This window comes from Cytobacillus mangrovibacter (assembly GCF_042865275.1).
Taxonomy (GTDB): Bacteria; Bacillota; Bacilli; order Bacillales; family Cytobacillaceae; genus Cytobacillus; species Cytobacillus mangrovibacter.
The window spans coordinates 162,814-179,405 of the sequence record NZ_JBIACJ010000002.1 but is presented as its reverse complement, the minus strand read 5'-3'; the positions used below and the strand labels follow the sequence as shown (position 1 = coordinate 179,405).

At 38.1% G+C, this 16,592-nt stretch carries 19 protein-coding genes and 1 other annotated feature; of the genes, 6 read left to right on the top strand and 13 right to left on the bottom strand.

Translation table 11 applies throughout. The features are described 5' to 3' along the window. Positions 1–87: 87 nt before the first annotated feature. The 3 genes from ACFYKT_RS04215 to ACFYKT_RS04205 all read right to left on the bottom strand — a co-directional run bounded on the left by ACFYKT_RS04215 (position 88) and on the right by ACFYKT_RS04205 (position 1,999). Entirely contained in the window at positions 88–1,014 is a 927-nt protein-coding gene (locus ACFYKT_RS04215; RefSeq protein ID WP_389215899.1) for a hypothetical protein, read from the bottom strand. Continuing rightward, complete coding sequence (locus ACFYKT_RS04210; RefSeq protein ID WP_389215896.1) at positions 1,004–1,525, bottom strand: RNA polymerase sigma factor; 522 nt, start codon at positions 1,523–1,525, stop codon at positions 1,004–1,006. The genes ACFYKT_RS04215 and ACFYKT_RS04210 overlap by 11 nt, the downstream gene beginning before the upstream one ends. Before the next feature lie 144 nt (positions 1,526–1,669). Further along, on the bottom strand, positions 1,670–1,999 hold the full coding sequence (locus tag ACFYKT_RS04205) for an iron-sulfur cluster biosynthesis family protein (RefSeq protein ID WP_389215893.1): 330 nt from the start codon (positions 1,997–1,999) through the stop codon (positions 1,670–1,672). Between the two features lie 115 nt (positions 2,000–2,114). On the opposite strand from ACFYKT_RS04205, the gene ACFYKT_RS04200 reads away from it, so the two are divergent. From ACFYKT_RS04200 to ACFYKT_RS04190, 3 genes are all read left to right on the top strand, one after another. Beyond that, complete coding sequence (locus tag ACFYKT_RS04200) at positions 2,115–2,318, top strand: CDGSH iron-sulfur domain-containing protein (protein ID WP_389215890.1); 204 nt, start codon at positions 2,115–2,117, stop codon at positions 2,316–2,318. 111 nt (positions 2,319–2,429) lie between these two features. Then, entirely contained in the window at positions 2,430–3,662 is a 1,233-nt protein-coding gene (gene dinB / locus ACFYKT_RS04195; RefSeq protein WP_389215887.1) for a DNA polymerase IV, read from the top strand. A 47-nt stretch (positions 3,663–3,709) separates the two neighbouring features. Continuing rightward, positions 3,710–4,051 (top strand): YolD-like family protein, encoded by a 342-nt coding sequence (locus ACFYKT_RS04190; protein ID WP_389215884.1) that lies wholly within the window; start codon positions 3,710–3,712, stop codon positions 4,049–4,051. A 503-nt stretch (positions 4,052–4,554) separates the two neighbouring features. Here the strand turns inward: ACFYKT_RS04190 and ACFYKT_RS04185 are convergent. Further along, positions 4,555–5,949, bottom strand: a complete 1,395-nt coding sequence (locus ACFYKT_RS04185; protein WP_389215881.1) for a M48 family metallopeptidase — start codon at positions 5,947–5,949, stop codon at positions 4,555–4,557. A gap of 247 nt (positions 5,950–6,196) precedes the next feature. Next, positions 6,197–6,414: a binding site (T-box leader), on the top strand. A gap of 104 nt (positions 6,415–6,518) precedes the next feature. On the opposite strand from ACFYKT_RS04185, the gene aspS reads away from it, so the two are divergent. Beyond that, positions 6,519–7,811, top strand: a complete 1,293-nt coding sequence (gene aspS / locus ACFYKT_RS04180) for an aspartate--tRNA(Asn) ligase (protein WP_389217027.1) — start codon at positions 6,519–6,521, stop codon at positions 7,809–7,811. A gap of 560 nt (positions 7,812–8,371) precedes the next feature. Then, positions 8,372–8,770, top strand: a complete 399-nt coding sequence (locus ACFYKT_RS04175) for a multidrug DMT transporter permease (protein WP_389215878.1) — start codon at positions 8,372–8,374, stop codon at positions 8,768–8,770. A gap of 319 nt (positions 8,771–9,089) precedes the next feature. On the opposite strand, the gene ACFYKT_RS04170 is transcribed toward ACFYKT_RS04175, so the two are convergent. Both ACFYKT_RS04170 and ACFYKT_RS04165 read right to left on the bottom strand, forming a co-directional pair. Next, positions 9,090–9,242, bottom strand: coding sequence for a DUF1877 family protein (locus tag ACFYKT_RS04170; protein ID WP_389215875.1), 153 nt, complete (start codon positions 9,240–9,242; stop codon positions 9,090–9,092). 304 nt (positions 9,243–9,546) lie between these two features. Next, the gene (locus ACFYKT_RS04165; RefSeq protein ID WP_389215873.1) at positions 9,547–10,221 is read right to left on the bottom strand and encodes a hypothetical protein; all 675 of its coding nucleotides are present in this window, start codon (positions 10,219–10,221) and stop codon (positions 9,547–9,549) included. Positions 10,222–10,320: 99 nt separating this feature from the next. Between ACFYKT_RS04165 and ACFYKT_RS04160 the strand changes: the two genes are divergently transcribed. Continuing rightward, positions 10,321–11,190: a helix-turn-helix domain-containing protein gene (locus ACFYKT_RS04160; protein ID WP_389215870.1), complete on the top strand. Its 870-nt coding sequence runs from the start codon at positions 10,321–10,323 to the stop codon at positions 11,188–11,190. A 119-nt stretch (positions 11,191–11,309) separates the two neighbouring features. Here the strand turns inward: ACFYKT_RS04160 and ACFYKT_RS04155 are convergent, their stop codons facing one another. The 7 genes from ACFYKT_RS04155 to ACFYKT_RS04125 all read right to left on the bottom strand — a co-directional run bounded on the left by ACFYKT_RS04155 (position 11,310) and on the right by ACFYKT_RS04125 (position 16,568). Further along, positions 11,310–11,504, bottom strand: coding sequence for a hypothetical protein (locus ACFYKT_RS04155; protein ID WP_389215867.1), 195 nt, complete (start codon positions 11,502–11,504; stop codon positions 11,310–11,312). A 29-nt stretch (positions 11,505–11,533) separates the two neighbouring features. Beyond that, complete coding sequence (gene dnaB, locus ACFYKT_RS04150; protein ID WP_389215864.1) at positions 11,534–12,820, bottom strand: replicative DNA helicase; 1,287 nt, start codon at positions 12,818–12,820, stop codon at positions 11,534–11,536. Continuing rightward, positions 12,802–13,161, bottom strand: a complete 360-nt coding sequence (locus ACFYKT_RS04145; protein ID WP_389215861.1) for a hypothetical protein — start codon at positions 13,159–13,161, stop codon at positions 12,802–12,804. The genes dnaB and ACFYKT_RS04145 overlap by 19 nt, the downstream gene beginning before the upstream one ends. Continuing rightward, positions 13,154–13,903 carry a conserved phage C-terminal domain-containing protein gene (locus ACFYKT_RS04140; RefSeq protein WP_389215858.1) on the bottom strand — a complete coding sequence of 250 codons (750 nt, stop codon included), beginning with the start codon at positions 13,901–13,903 and terminating at the stop codon, positions 13,154–13,156. Before ACFYKT_RS04140 ends, ACFYKT_RS04145 begins: the two co-directional genes overlap by 8 nt. Positions 13,904–14,241: 338 nt before the next feature. Next, a complete protein-coding gene (locus tag ACFYKT_RS04135; protein WP_389215855.1) occupies positions 14,242–14,724 on the bottom strand; it encodes a nucleoside deaminase in 483 nt (160 codons plus the stop codon). An 84-nt stretch (positions 14,725–14,808) separates the two neighbouring features. After that, on the bottom strand, positions 14,809–15,255 hold the full coding sequence (locus ACFYKT_RS04130; protein ID WP_389215852.1) for a GyrI-like domain-containing protein: 447 nt from the start codon (positions 15,253–15,255) through the stop codon (positions 14,809–14,811). Positions 15,256–15,773: 518 nt separating this feature from the next. Continuing rightward, complete coding sequence (locus ACFYKT_RS04125) at positions 15,774–16,568, bottom strand: SDR family NAD(P)-dependent oxidoreductase (RefSeq protein ID WP_389215849.1); 795 nt, start codon at positions 16,566–16,568, stop codon at positions 15,774–15,776. Positions 16,569–16,592 lie beyond the last annotated feature (24 nt).

Sequence of the window (16,592 nt, the reverse complement as noted above, 5' to 3'; positions counted from 1 at the left end):
TTTAGCAACATCTTTACCATTAAATGTTGGTGAGGGAGGGAACATGCCTGTTTTTTGTAATTTCTGGGTAAAAGAAGGAAAACAAGTTTAATTTAATATGGTCTTTGCAATCTCTAATAACGCTTCCTTCTCTTCCTCCTCGTTAAAATGGTCTTCTCGCCATGAAGTGGAAATAGAGATTAAGAGTTTCTGGGAGGCAGCTTCTTTGATAAAATAAATCCTATGCTCGCCGTATAAAAAGTCGATTCCATCCTCTGTTAATTGTGTGTAGTCTGGTAGTGTTCCAGCTGTGATCATCTTCACTCCTGGATTGATGATCATTTGAATAGACCTCCCCTCATTAAAATTCATCACCTTACTCTCATAATGAAGGCTTATGCTTGAAACTTCAGTTGTTAAAACCCCATCCTTAGCGATATAGTCCAAATTTTTCTCTTTCGCTTCTTTATACATTTCTTCAGCCAAATGTATATTACTTTCCGGAATTTTATAAGACATGGTTCCTGTTTTTAACACTAAATCACTTTGTATTTCATTCTTTAAATGCAGAAATCCACTAATATCAGCTGGAATTTGCTCCACATTTTCAATCTTTTCTTCATTCAACAACATCGTTAATGCGTACTCACCAATTTCTTCATAGGCTTCAGTCACTAAAAAATATTTCAATTGACCTTTTGGGAGCCCTTTCTTTACTTCTTCCATTATACCTTCGTAATCCCTATACATTTGATTATATATATGATTCGGCGCCAGCTCCTCCTCCGTCATCGTTCTCATCTCGAACACTTCATTCCCTTCAGAATCAAAAAGCTTCCATCCCGTGTAGTTAACTGCCGCTGCGATCGATACAGAAATACAAATCGTAAGAACAATCGTAATAAATGATGTACGCAGAAAGATCGGCGTCTTTTTGCGTGTGATCGCGCTGGCTGCTGCATAATCCATTTCTGGTAGTGTCTGATTCTTTAGTCGTCTCTCAAATTCTTCATACGATTGAATTTTATTCTTCATCATGTACCCTCCTTTCGATTATTTTTTGTATTTTCGTCTTTACTCGTTCGAAGCGTTTTCTTGCCGTCGCAGCGTTAATTCCTAGAATCAGCGCGATCTCTGAAAACTCTCTATCTTCAATAATTCTCAGTACAATGAGGGCTCTTTCCTTCGGCTTTAATTTAGACAGTATGTAATTTAATTCAAAGTCATGATCTGGATCATTCACGCTTTCCTTTTCTTTTTCGCTAAAAGGAATAAACTCAATAAGGGACTTTCTTCTAACCTTATTCAAACAGTGATTGTACGCAATTTTATAAAGCCAAGCACGCTGATTATCAATTTCCATCACTTTTCTGCTCTGATAGGCTCTTAAAAATACTTCTTGTGCCGCATCCTCTGCATCATGGGAATTTCTTAAAATGTTGTAGCAGTAACGGTAGATAGGCTGTTGATATTGCTGCAATAACTCCTCAATCTCTGTTTCATTGTTGATTACTTCCAGCGTATATTCTGTTCTGTTTACATGCATAACGCATCACCTCCTCTTCTTGTCCTCTCTTTCTATCTATTAAGACACATAACTGCCTGCTAATGTGACAATTTTTAGAAAATAAAAAGTGAAGCTTCTAGGCGATGTTTCCCTGCTAGAAGTTTCACTTTCTGCTTTAGTTATTTAACTGTCTGTCCTGTCATACAAACTCATTCTCGGATTTAAGTATTGGTTCGGACTCTTTAATTGGAAGCAATTCGCCTTCTCTGAAAAAGCGATTGTCATTGTTTCCTCAAAAAAGACTTCCTTTGATTTTTCAATATAGATACTGCCTATATTTGTTTTAATCTCACGGTCATCATCATCTAGTTCATTTACGAGCCAAAGAGCTGATACACCACTTACTACACACCCACAGCCTTCTGTATCGTATTTCAGCTTTAGATAGCCGTTTTTGCCTGTTATCTTGGCTTTTATTTTATTTACTGCTTCTTCGGTTACGATAATTTCCAATTATATAACCTCCTTACCGCTTTATTTTATCATAATAAGCCCATCTGTTGCTTTTTTCACTCTTTCCCTATAACATCAAAAGAAATATGACAATTTTGTGAAGGGGAGGATATTTATGACAAAAGTTACGATTAAAGTGAATGATAATGGGTCTTATCGCATTACTGGCGATGTGGAGCTCGTTGATGCGGAAGGAAATCCGTTTGTTACAAAGCCCACATTTTCGCTATGCCGCTGTGGAAGGTCGTCCAACGCTCCATTTTGTGATGGAAGCCATAAAGGGGTATTTGAATCTGTTGTTCGTGCACCGAAGGAATAAATCTTATACTATCTTGCTATGAATAATTTTCCAGTACTAAACGAACATACTTTCGTATATAATATATACGAAAGTATGTTCGTTTTTTTTGAAAGAAGGAGATATTTAACTATGCGAGATAACGTTATTTTCCTTGTTGATATGCAATCATTCTATGCCTCAGTAGAAAAAGTGGATCATCCCGAACTAGCGGATAAGCCCCTCATTGTTTCTGGAGATCCTGAACGGCGAAGCGGCGTTGTTCTTGCTGCTTGCCCGTTGGCGAAAAAATTTGGTGTTCAGAATGCATCACGATTATGGGAAGCAGTACAGAAATGCCCGAACGCCGTAATCGTTCGGCCTCGCATGCAACGCTATCTTGATGTCTCCATCCAGATTACAAATACGTTAAACCAATTTACAAACCTTGTAGAACCTTATTCGATAGATGAACAGTTCTTAGATGTAACGGGTAGTACTCGACTTTTGGGAGAACCTTTGGTCATTGCAGAGAACATCAGAAGCACGATCATGAATGAATTCGGAATTAATGCTCGAGTTGGCATTGGGCCAAACAAAGTTCTGGCAAAAATGGCTTGTGATCACTTTTCTAAGAAAAATAAAAATGGCATCTTCCAATTAGACCCCAGCAATATGCAACAAGAAATGTGGCCGTTACCCGTTGGAAAAATGTTCGGTGTTGGCAGTCGAATGAACCGCCATTTACAAGGAATGGGAATCTTTACGATTGGTCAATTGGCCAATTTCCCTTTAGAACTTCTCAAAAAAAGATGGGGAATCAATGGGCAGGTGCTATGGCAAATAGCGAACGGAATTGATTATTCACCTGTAACCGTAAACACTCATGATCGGCAAAAGGCAATTGGTCATCATATGACATTGCCGAGGGACTATGAAGATCCCCAAGAGATCAAAGTTGTGTTACTCGAGCTGAGTGAGGAGGTGGCAAGACGCTCCCGCATGAAGCAATATATGGGCAGCACAGTCTCGGTAAGCATTCGTGGGGCTAACTTTGATTTCCCGACTGGATTTCATCGACAGGTCAAATTATTCTCCCCTACTAATTTTGGGATGGATATCTTCCACGCTGCCTTTCAATTATTTGAAAAGCATTGGGATGGATCGCCCATTCGCAGTGTTGGAGTGAATTTATCACAATTACAGCCAGCTCACGATTATCAGCTTAACTTATTCGATGTTCAAATAAAAAAAGAAAGGATAAGCAAAGCTCTTGATTCGATTTATAGTAAATATGGACCGAAAGCAATTGTTCGAGCTTCCTCTTTAACAAAAGCAGGGCAGGCCTATCATCGTGCTGAAAAGGTCGGTGGTCATTACAAATAGACAGAAGTATTCTATCATTTTCTATAAAGAAAGGAGCGAAAAAATCAATGTCTCCAAATAAACTAACTCCAGGGTATAATTTAATGTGGGAATCTAGTCGAATGATATTGCCTGAACATAGGGAACAACTGTTAGAAGAAAAAAGAAAGACAAAGGAATTCCAAATGCCCATACTCGATGATAATCAACTAGAGGAGATCAACCGGCTAATTCTTCAATCACTTGAACAGAATCAAACCATTACGATCACCTATGCAGAACTATACGGCCCTGCCGAGTTCTCAGGATGGATTCAAAAAGTAGATACACATAAAGAATGGTTGAAAATAAGCAATGAGGAAGATACACTAACCCTTTCTTTTAAGAAGATCTTGCAAGTTGGAGGCTAGAAATTTTTATTGATATTCCTAGAGATCCTATGAAGGACAGTATCTTGAACTTTCTAGCTGATTTTGTCTCATAGGGCTCTCCTATGGGACTTTTTCTAGGAACCATTTCCTAATTTGTGCCATAGACCTCTTCTATGAGACTATTTCTTCAATTTTTCATCTGGTTTTGCCCAATAGAACCTTTCTATGGGACGACTTTCTTTTTTGGCATAAGTGTTTTGTCTCATAAAGGGATAGATGCAACTGTCTATTAGCGTAATAACTTCAGCAAAAAAAGCTCGGCATACTTCACAAATCCCAGTTATGATTCTTTTATATACTAAAAAAGGACTGCAATTGCAGCCCTTTATCCATGTATTATTAGCTATTTATTAGCTCATTTATTTTTGTTCGGACACCTTTTAAAACCTCGGAATTCACTTGTCCAAATTTTTTTCTGACGATACTTTTTGAAACATCCTTTATTCCAAGGCTCATTCCTCACACAGTTTTATAAATATACATCATTTTCTAGGTTCTAATAATTTTGCGACATTCTCATAACCCATTTCAATTGCATACATATATGCGGTCATATTTGAGTAATCCATAAGATTCGGATCTGCCCCTAGCTGGAGCAAAACTTTAATCGTTTCCTCATTTTCCCCTTGTGCTGCATACATTAATGCCGTCATGCTGCTTTCCGAATCTTGGTAATTAATCTCTGCTCCCGCTGAATGAAGCGTTTTAATGATGTCTGCTCGTCCTTTTGTAGCAGCAGTCATCAGTGGTGTCATCATATAACTTGATTCATTATTTGGATTCGCACCGTTTTCAAGCAGAATTTTTACCATTTCACTGTCCCCTGCTTTTATAGCCCAATCCATTGCTGTATAGCTATTATAGTCCTCGATATCGATGTCTTTATCAGCTTTAGCCAATTTCTCTGCCATTTCCTGATCTCTATTGATGACGGCTTGGATAATTGGAGGAGTGTCAGGTACTGCTTCTACATAATCATCCTCAAACTCCTCATAAGGAGTAAAGGGATTCAGGTCACTCAATCCATAATAGAGACCGCCAAAAAACATTCCAAATCCGATTAAAGCAATGAAACCATATACCCAATTATTCCTTTTAAGAAGAATGATAGGATTCTCCGACTCAGTAAAATACGTCTCAAGCGCATGAATCCGTTTAGGAAGTGGCGGATGCGTCGAGACAAATTCGCTTAGCCAGATAAAGAATCCTTTTTCTTGATTGATTTGTTTGATATACTCCGACTGGTCCGTCCGATAAACTAGTTTTTTTCCGATGGCCAGCATCATCAAGCTGTTTTTTGATGATCCCAAATTGCCGCTATAATAAGCCGCATACCGATCACAAGTATATTCGCAGGCACGCAAGTAAGTCTCTGCGACACCAGGTATCCACATGGAAGGCAGGATAAACACCATTTTTCCAATATGTTTTCGTTTAATATGGGCAAGTTCATGGGCCAGGACAAAATAAAGCTCATCTTCCAATTCATTTTCAATCAAATCAAATATCTCGGAATAAACGATGACCATATTCTTGCCAAAAAAGCGGGTTGCAAATGCATTCAGCATCCCACCTGACTGCATAACATACACATCCGGAACCTTTCCCAACTCCATTTTCTGGCATAACTCTTCTACTTTAGAATAAATTTCTGGGAACTGGGCTGGGGAAAGCTTAACTGCATTCGTCCGGATTCGTCCAATTGCTATTCCATTCAGCAAAAAAGACAGCAAAAACAAGAACAAAATAATAGGCAATCCGATAATAGATAAACAGAAAAAGATATAGGAAATGACACTAATTAGACAAACAATCCAAAAATAAAGTTTCTCTTTATGGTAAATCAAATCTTTAGGCAAAATTTCTTGTGTATTCAAAGTTGTCTGTTCTCCTTTTGTAAACTAAGGAAATTATATTTGGTTTGAAAAGGATTGTCACTAATCCTCATTTTCCCATTTTTTAATAAAGGCTCCTCCTGAAAGCACAAATTCAGGAGGGGTTTCGTCATGCTTGCTTAAGTGAAACAAAAATTCTTTTAAAAAAGAATTACCTTAGATATTTTGAAAGTTATAATAATTTTGTTGAAAATACAAAGAAGTATAGCTATAATATTTTTAAAATATTCATAAAACGATGAGCAGAAACAGTAAATCATTCCCTTTAACGAAAGAGAGCAATCGGCAGCTGAAAAGATTGTGTTGAATAATGATTGAAAGACATCTGTGAGTGTTATCCTGAAAAAAAAGTAGGGATAAACGGTTCGCTGCCGTTAAAAAGCTTCAAGGTGGCTGTGTATGCAGCAATTAGGGTGGTACCGCGAGATATAAGCTCTCGTCCCTGACAAATTGTCAGGGGCGGGAGCTTTTTTATTTTAAGGAGGTGAGTGTCCGTGGATGACGATGATGATAAAAGAGATCAAAAGTTTAAACATTTTGGAGGGAAAATCATGTATACAAATCTAAAACGTACACTCGCCAAAGAGTGTGCAAAAAAAGTTGGCGAGACGGTAAAAGTACAAGGCTGGGCAAAAAAGGTAAGGCATCTTGGAAACATCAGTTTTCTAGTTATAAGAGAGCGAACGGGTGAATTGCAATGTGTATTAGAAGGCGAACTTGCTGGGTTTAGTATCGAAACAGAAAGTGTTATAGAAGTGATCGGAGAAGTTGTTTCAACAAAGCAAACATCACTTGGCGTTGAACTGCTAACAAGTTCCGTGAAGGTGATAAACAAAAATACTTTACTGCCTTTCGAAGTAAATAAAAAAGAGGTAAACACAGGACTTGAGAACCTTTTAAATCATCGGGTATTATCACTTCGTCATGAAAAAATAGCTTCAATCTTTAAAATAAAGGCAACTCTTGAAGAAGCATTTCGTGAGTATTTAACAAACATGGGGTTTATCCGAATCTTCACACCGAAACTTGTTTCTCAAGGTGCGGAGGGTGGCGCCAATGTGTTTAAATTAGATTATTTTGGGAAAGAAGCATTTCTTGCACAATCACCCCAATTTTACAAACAGATGATGGTGGCTTCAGGTCTTGAGTGTGTATTTGAAATTGGATCTGTTTACCGGGCAGAAGAACACAATTCATCAAGACATTTAAATGAATATATTTCTTTGGATGTTGAAATGGGTTTTATTGAAGATTTTACAGAATTAATGGAACTTGAAACGGACGTTTTAAAATATATGTTCGCAAAGATAAAAGAAAAAAATGAAACCGAATTGAAACTTTTAGGAATTGAAGTACCCACTATTACAGATATTCCAAAATTGACAGTAGATGAAGCAAGAGAGATTTTAAAGAATCGTTATAAAAAAGACATGCCAGAGGGTGACCTGAATTCTGAGGGTGAAAAACTGATTGCAAACTATATAAAAGAGACAACAGGAAGTGAATTTGTCTTTATAACAATGTACCCGAAAGAAAATAGACCTATGTATACAATGCCTTCGGAAAACGGATTAACGAAGTCATTTGACCTTTTATTTAAAGGGCTCGAAATCACATCTGGCGGGGAACGAATTCACGAATATGAAATGCTTACACAATCATTCAAAGAAAAAGGACTTAACGAAGAACACTTCGAAAATTATTTAAACACATTCAAGTATGGTGTTCCACCGCACGGAGGTTTTGCTATTGGACTAGAACGTTTAACTGCAAAACTTCTTGGATTAATGAACGTTCGGGAGGCAAATGCTTTTCCGCGAGACATTCATAGATTAACACCGTGATTGGACGATTCAATTGGCTGTATTCGAAACGATTCATTGCCTCCACGCTGTAAAAACCATAGATAACCTGCTGACCTCTCAATCTTCGCTATGATTGGGAGGCAGTACTAAATAGTCTCTTCTTTATTAGCTATTAAGAAGAGACTATTGCTTACTAGACTTTTATTCAATGAAGTGATTTGTAATTGAATGGTTATGGTTTTACTTCCCTTTGATGCTTTAAAATAAAGTTTGATTAAAATAAATTGTTACCAGTAAATTTAAGTTTAGGCTATTTAAAAAGTTTGATTGTTTTCTATTTGTGTTGCTCCACAATCACGCCCTTTTGTGGAACAACTATTGTTAAAGCTAGCTCTTGCTTAAAGGTAATAAGTGGGGTTTCGTCGAATATAATAAATTACCTATCAGAGGTTATATAAAGGTTAATTTAACGATAGCCTGTTAAACTACTTAGGACTGTACTCGTGGGTTATTGCGATTTGAAGCTAACACATGCCTTGTTTAGAATTCTCTGGATGCTGTTTAGAAAATTCCAATATTAGATAAAAAGGGGAAACCACATGAAAACAAAATGGCTTTTGAGTAGTAGTGCCGTGATGATGGGGTTGTTGGGGTTGGCAGGAACCTTTATTCCCGAAGAAATTTTAATAATATTAGGGATTGACCCTTCACCCATTACTCTGATTCTTCTGCAGATCATCGGAGGACTGTATTTAGGGTTCGCAATGTTGAACTGGTTTACACGTTCTGCCCGGATCGGCGGCATCTATAACAAACCTGTCGTATTAGGAAATCTGATACATTTCATCGTTGTCTTATTTGCCTTAATCCGGCAGTTGGCGGAGCAGTTTCATTTCATATTCGTTATTTTGACATTCGTTTATCTTGGGTTTTCCGTCTGGTTTACATTGGTTATGCGCTCGAATCCTTTAAGCAATCAATCAAAAATGTCTGGCTAACGCATAGTAAACGGGGATTTATATTGGGGGTCTCTTTTTTAAATTTCACTATGCTGAACTAGTCTTTTGAGCAACCCTAAGTATATTAAAACGACAAAAATTCCTACTTTTATATTGAAAGAAGGAATTTTTCTTTTTATTCCATTATTAGAATTTAAGTTAAAGATTACTCGGTATCTAGCGGTCTAATTTATTAAAAAAATTATAAATCTTTTCAAGCTTTTTCATTTGTTTTCCCTTTTTAATCTAGATACTTTGATCTTGTTCAACAATCTGGCCCCATTCTGGAATATGAACCTAAATATTCTCTCAACTAATATCAAGAAATAAACAACAATATCGCTTCTACTTTGTTAGCAGTTAAACGATAAAATTCAACTAATGATTCAAAATTCTCCACTAGGTAATCCTTATCTTCTTCTGTCCATTCTCCGTCCAATGGATAAATATCATATTTATTCATATCCTCCACTTTGAATAAAGTTTAGAAAATCAGTTGAAATACGTATATAATTGGCACCCATCCCCATATTCTCCACCTCCAAATCTATAAAATATAATTACTCTCCGTATTGACTAAATGGCTCTATAACATAAGCCATCACTTATAGAATCGTGCCCGATTATAAAAACTCGATTCTAAAATAATTTAGGTTTAACTGCTAACAATAACGGGATACCTGATTACAACGTTAAGAATATTTCAATATTAATAAAAAGCCAATTTCTCATTAAATTGAGAAATTGGCTTTTTTCGTTGCTTCATTAAAATCCCTTTAATGAAAGCCTTGATTTCTCCCAGCCGACCAAACAACATATCCCATCCAAATGAATGCTAATCCCATCGGTATCGCCAATATCCGATCAAACGGGTGAGGAATGATTGCAGCAGCGAGAGTCACTACAGCAGCGAAGGAAAGCAAGGCACCCGCCAAGCGTGGCAAGACTTTAGCACGAAAAGTCGCAATACCCAGTAAGAGTCCGCCAAGCATATAGAGCACTCCCGCTATCGGCACTAATCCTGTGAAAATCCCAAGATTAACCTCGCTTTTGTTTCCACCAAAGAGTCCTAATATACCCTCCACAAATTTAGGAGCATCATTGGTGAGTAACGGCAAAACAAATGCTTCATTGAAACTAAAAGTCATTGATACTAACCAAAACAGACTAAAGATTACAAATCCGATTAGACCAAGCCAACCAGTCTCTTCCACTTGTTTAGTATATATCCCTATAATTCCTATCAAGCTGAAGAGGGACATAGCCATGGTCAAGCACGCAACCATTACCCATTTGCTTGAGTTGACTGATGTAATATTATCTGATGGATGGATGAATTGAATGACGATGTATAGTATTCCTGCCATTATTGCAAATAAGCCTAACCACCGGATAAGACCCGCTCCTGTGACTTTCCATTTATTTACCTCTTTTATGTGCTTGTTGTTCATGTGTTTACCTCCCTCAAAAAAATCATCATTACTTTCTAACTTTCATATGTTAAACTAATTAGAAAATTTAAAGAAAAAAACTTAGTATAAGGTGATAAGATGGAACATTATGAGGTAATTGAACAGGCTTTAATCTACATTGAGAATAATATAGAGGAATCACTATCATTGGATTCTGTTGCAAGTAGATTCAACCTCTCTAAATACTATTTTCATAGACTTTTTTCGGCAATGATGGGTTGTTCATTAAACCAATACTTACTATCTAGAAGATTAAATGCGTCCGTAAAATTAATTCAAAACGAAGACCTATCCTTAACAGATATTGCGTATCAACTTAACTTTGGAACTCCATCGTCCTTCACCCGTGCTTTTAAACGCCAATACGGTATAGCACCAAGCATACTCAGGGAAAAAAATGAGACGATACCTCAAGCGACAATTCCATCTGTGGTTAAAAGACCGATAAAAAACATCAATGGTGATATTGTCACCGATTTTACTATTAAAGAATTTAAAGCTGTTCGCGTATGCGGGATTGCATTTGAAGTTGATTTAGCGACTGAAGATTATAAGGCAAAAATTCGCTCTCATTCCAAAATGCTTTTAAACAACATAGATAAAGCCATCAATGGATCCTGTTATGTCATCTATTCAAACTGTCAACCTAATTCAACTCGATTCAAAGTTTTGTTTGGGATTCCACATGATATTCAGATTGATAAACCCTATTACTTTACCATTGATGTACCACAAATCTTTTGTGCTAAATTCAAATATTTTGGTGATTTACTTGAAATAGGAGATGTATTTATATCTGACTTTGCTAGATTTTTAAAAATTTCAAAACAAGAAGCGGAGAATTCTAATATTGAACTTATTCAAGTTTTTGAGAATATTCACAATCTTGATTCAGCCTATCACATATACGTACCAATAAAAAATCACCCCATTGATTCAGATTGTTAATACCCATTTTGTCTTTTATACTCCTCCAGTCTAAGGTATAAATTTTTATTAATGATAAAAAGATAACATCATAGGTTTAAAAGGACTTTCCAAATCTTGCTGTAATTAGTTCTGCGTAATCAGAGGCATATTCTGCCATGCAAAAAGGCACCTCTTTGAGTGCCTATAAGATTAATTTCCATGAGTTTATTTCCTCCCAATAATCTTGATAATAACTTTTCATTTGCCCTTTTCACTGATATTCCTTCTTTTAAAAACTGTTCTGAAGGGTTGTAGTATTCTATAAAATATGGAACTGTATTAATAATTTTCACGATTTCCCCCCAATCTAACTAGTCCCTCGTCACCGATCACTAAAACACCCTGTTTCCTTCATAAATCCAAGTTCTACCGTTCCGATCGGGCCGTTTCGCTGTTTTGCTAGAATCACTTCAATGGTGTTTTTCTTTTTCGAATCTTGGTGATAGTAGTCATCCCGGTAGAGAAAAGCAATGACATCGGCATCCTGTTCAATTTGCCCGCTTTCCCTTAGGTCGGAAAGCATCGGGTGCTTATCTTGCCTGCTCTCGACCCCACGGCTTAGCTGGGAAAGGGCAATAACAACGACGTCCAGTTCCCTTGCCATCTGTTTCAGCATGCGGCTAATCTCACTGATTTCAGCTTGCCGATTGCTTTGGTGCCTCGGATTGCCAGTGATTAATTGCAAATAATCTATGATGACAACGATCCGCTTCTCATCCTTACACTCCCTTTTTGCCTTCCGGACTTTAGAGTAGATATAATGGATATCCATCCCCGCCTTATCGATTGGGTAAAAGTGTTTCTTTGATAATTTCCCAATGGCAAAAGAAAACCTTGTCCAATCTTCATTAGCAAATAACCGCAACGGATTTCGCATTTTCATCGAATGAATATTTCCAATATAGCTTGCTGCTCTTTTTACTAGCTGAAGTTTGGACATTTCCAGTGAAAACATCAGAACTATATCCTTTTCTGCTGCATGTAAGGCAATGTTTAAAGCAAATGCCGTTTTCCCCACACTTGGCCTTGCCCCAACAATAATAAGGTCTGATGTCTGAAACCCGCCTGTTAGCTGATCCAGTTTTTTAAATCCAGATGGGACACCTGTAATATCCCCAAGATCCTTCTCACAGTCACGATATAAGGCGACTAACGAAGGCATAATATCACCAAGGTCTTCATCCACCAAATGATCCTCAATTTGCATGAGGTCGTGAATTCCCTCCCGCAATACGGACTCCATTTCGCCGTGCAGTACCTCATTTTTAATTCTAGAGGCAATTTTGATCGCTTTTCTTTTTTGATCATACTCTTTGACGATTTCTTGGTAAAATTGAAAATTCGCTGTTGTAGGAACACTGCAGGCAAGGTCTGTAATGTAACTAATGCCGCCGATGTTCTCGATTTGCTCATACCCGATTTCCTCTATAACAGAAATGACATCAACCGGCTTTCCTTTTTCCGCAAGCTGCTGAATGGCTTTTAAAAGCAGCTGCAGCTTTTTCGTGTATAGCTGTTCCGGTCGAATCGTGCATTCATTCACTAAATCTTTATCTAAAAAGAAGGCACCAACCAAAGCTTCTTCTGCTTCTAGATTATAGTAAGGCATGATGTCTCCTCCCTTTTTATGCCTAAAATCTCCCTCATGTTGCGAAGCTCCGCTTGAATGACTTTTTCACTTGCAGGCTGTTGTTCGACTGTTAAAAGATCGTCAGTCCCATCACAATTCGGGATGACCCTTGACGTACCAGCTGGTTTCAGAATCAGCTCAGATAACTTGGGCGGATAAGCCGATTTAGCGACATAGGCAAGAAGATTGTCCTCTATCTGAGCGAGAGGATAGTCTTTCAAAACAAGAAACCATGAATCAATCTTTTGTTGGGTACATTCAAACTGCTCGTAATACACCGCAATTAATGCCAGTAAGGTAAACGTCTCTCGCTTAGTCATCTAAATCAAAGTCCTCCTCATTCCATTTTTTCTTTCGTGACTTCTGGTTCAAATACGATTCGAATTTCGTCCCAAACAATGTTTCCGGTCGAAGGTATTTATTCCAATGTGGATCCCCAAGCCATTCGGCTGTCTTCAAATCAATTACTCTTTTAAAATCAGCAAAGGTAAAGCCTTCATTCCATCTAGCCCGAATCAGGTCCTGTGTCTTCTTTGTTCTCGGTTTATAGGAGGCATGTGTTTTTTCATTTAGGTATTGAATCACTTCAGAAAAAGGAGGAGCATTTCTCTCTGTTGTAGTCTCTGTAGTAATCTCTGGTATTGCTCTGGTCAAGCTTGCCTGTTCGCCATCGCATTCTGAGAGATTGAACAGCTCAGTTTGAGCTGGCGGCTGTCCAATAGTGCCCTCTTTCTCCCTATCGAGCTCAGCAAGCCGCTCATAATCAATGCTGTACCACTTCGTCTGGTCCATTTTTGAACGATTAAAATTGCCGGAAACAAGATAACCTTGCCGCTCCAATGCTTTAATTGCCCGTTTAATGGTACTCTCCGACCAAAACGGCAGCTGCATTTGCCACTCCTTATATGTGTTATAGATCCACTTCCTCCCTTCCATCACATGTGAACTTTTCATAAGCCAATAATGAATCTGCTGCAGCACGACCGCTTCATTTACCCCAATCTTCAATGCTAATGAGGGAATAATCATAATGGGACTTTCATTGATTAATAATTTGCTCAAAGCGATTCCTCCAATCTTTTAAAGCAGGGTGACTTATTTCCAGAAGCAACCTGGTCAATTTGGCGTCTTCCATTTGTTCACTGCTTTTCATCCTTTATATATAAGAAAGATTGGAAAAAGGACAGGGGGACATTTCATTTTCGATGGGGAATGATAAATAAATGGAGCGAAGATGATGAGGAAATTTTTAAAGATGAAGATAAATTCACTTGATCCCAAAATAATTTTTTTGAATAAATGACAAAATAGCTCTCTTATATCTTGTAAGAGAGCTATCTATTAGTATTTAAATGCCTTATGTTTTATCTTCCTCATTTAAACCAAAGAACGCAGTATGCTCAACGTCTCTTCTCGTAAAACTGGCGATGGAGTTGGCGAACTTGCTCTGCGAGTTCAGGAACAGGGCCGTCGATTGCTGTATCACGAATCACTTCTTGGATCGGAAGATTACGAACACGCGATTTATGAACCCCCATTTCACTCAGCCATTGTACAAGTTGTTCGGACGAACTTGCATAAACGATCCGACCTAAACCAACCCAGCCGTGAGCAGCGGCGCACATCGGGCAATGCTCGCCTGAGGTATATACTGTCGCCTTGCCTCTTTCGTCAGGTGTCATGTTCACGGCTGCCCAGCGTGCCAAAGCAAATTCCGGGTGTTGGGTATGGTCACCACCTGCAACATGGTTATGATCTTCTACAAGCACGTCCCCATTGGCTGAAACTAGAACTGAACCGAATGGCTCGTCACCAAGCTCCAAAGCAGTCTTTGCAAGTTCAATACAACGTTTCAGATGCTTCAAATCCGAATGATTTATCATACCTGAATCTTCCTCCTCTTTATTCCACCATCTAGCTTTTGCTTAAAAAGAAAAACCATCATAATGGTTTTAAGGCAACTGGATCTATAGATGAATTGGTAAATAAATCTCCACTTCCTCCTCACCATTTTCCATTGGATGATAGGTCTCAACAATATAAGATGCTAAATCCCTTTTATACCCCTGATCAGCTGTCCATTTTAATAAATGGTTATGCAGGTTAACGAGATTAATCATTTTCCCCCTAGTCGTGACATAGGCTTGAGAAGTTTCGAAATAATGCATCGCTAATGGGACTTCTTTTAGAACCTCATGAACAATTATTCCTACATAATAGTTCCCCTCCTGCTGGGTAGTATCCCTTTTAGGTTCAAAAAGAGCGATCTCAGTACCCGAATGATTTTCAACCTCACCTAAACGAGTTAGAAAGTGCTGAGCAAGTTTTGGAACTTCGGTACCAAAATTTGCATAAGCTCCACTACCCTTCAAACCGACAACTCTAAAGATTTTTTTAACCTTTCTACAATCCACCATCATCCCCCCAAAACTTTAATAACCATTCGCATTCCAATTCTCTTCCAATTAATAAAATTCCTTCTCAGTGCAATCTTTTTTTAAATAACCGGCTATCATTCAAGAAGCAAAAGCTGCCTATCCCACAAGGCAGCCAGATCATAAAATTGAGAATCCTAGAGAAACATTTGAATGGTGAGAAAAGAAAAGCGGCAGCCCTATGACTGCTGCTGAAGGTATGTAGAAACACGATACGCCTGATTTTATTCTATGAGACTGCTTGTTTCACTTTCCAGCTGGTTTTGTCCCATAGAGCTCTTCTATGGGACTTTTTCATTGAATCTCCGCTTAATTTAGTCTCATAGACCTCTTCTATGAGACTATTTCTCAATTTCCCATCTGTTTTTGTCCAATAGAACCTTTCTATAGGACAATTTTCTTTTACTCCAAAGGGTTTTGTCCCATAGACCAAAATATTCCACAGTTCAAGCGAATTCTATTGCGAGATCCCACTTGAAAATCACTTAAATTAACCGCTATTTCTGATCAAATGCCCTCCGGCCGATTCGTTCGAATAGACGGGGAAACAGAGCATAGACAATGCTTCCTGCATTCATCCAGCGCGGCAGATTAATTTCTCTAGTTGGAGTAAGCATGGCATCAACCACTTTTTTTGCTACATACGCGGGTTTTAACATAAATTTCTGTACATTTTTAACATATGTGCCTTTTTCATCTGCAATGGTAAAAAAGTCTGTTTCTATCGGCCCGGGATTCACAGCTGTTACATAAACATTCGAGCGCGCAAGCTCCATCCGAAGGCTGTTTGTGTAACCAAGAACCGCATGCTTTGTTGCGGAATATACACTCGATTTTGGCGTAGCAATTTTTCCAGCCTGAGAAGCAATATTTATGATATGTCCGCTCTTCTGCAGCCTCATTTTTGGCAGTACCATACTTGTACAAGCCATCAGGCCGACAACATTGACATCAAACATTCCTTTTATTTCATCTATCTTTGCCTCATGAGCCTCTCGGAAAATTCCGAAGCCAGCATTATTCACAAGGACATCGACATGATCAAGCTTAGCCAGTACTTGTGAAAAAACAGCCTTCACATCATCTGTATTAGAAACATCAAGTTTATGTACGTCTACTTGAACGTGAAATCGATTTTCCAAATCAGCCTTTAAAGCATTGAGTTTCTCAAGATTTCGAGCCAGCAGCACGAGATTAGCCCCGCTTTGCGCACAAAGTGCAGCCATTTCTGCCCCAATTCCTCCTGATGCACCTGTGATGATAATATTTTTATTTTTTAAACGATCAGACATGTAGTCACCTCACTTCCTGAGTAT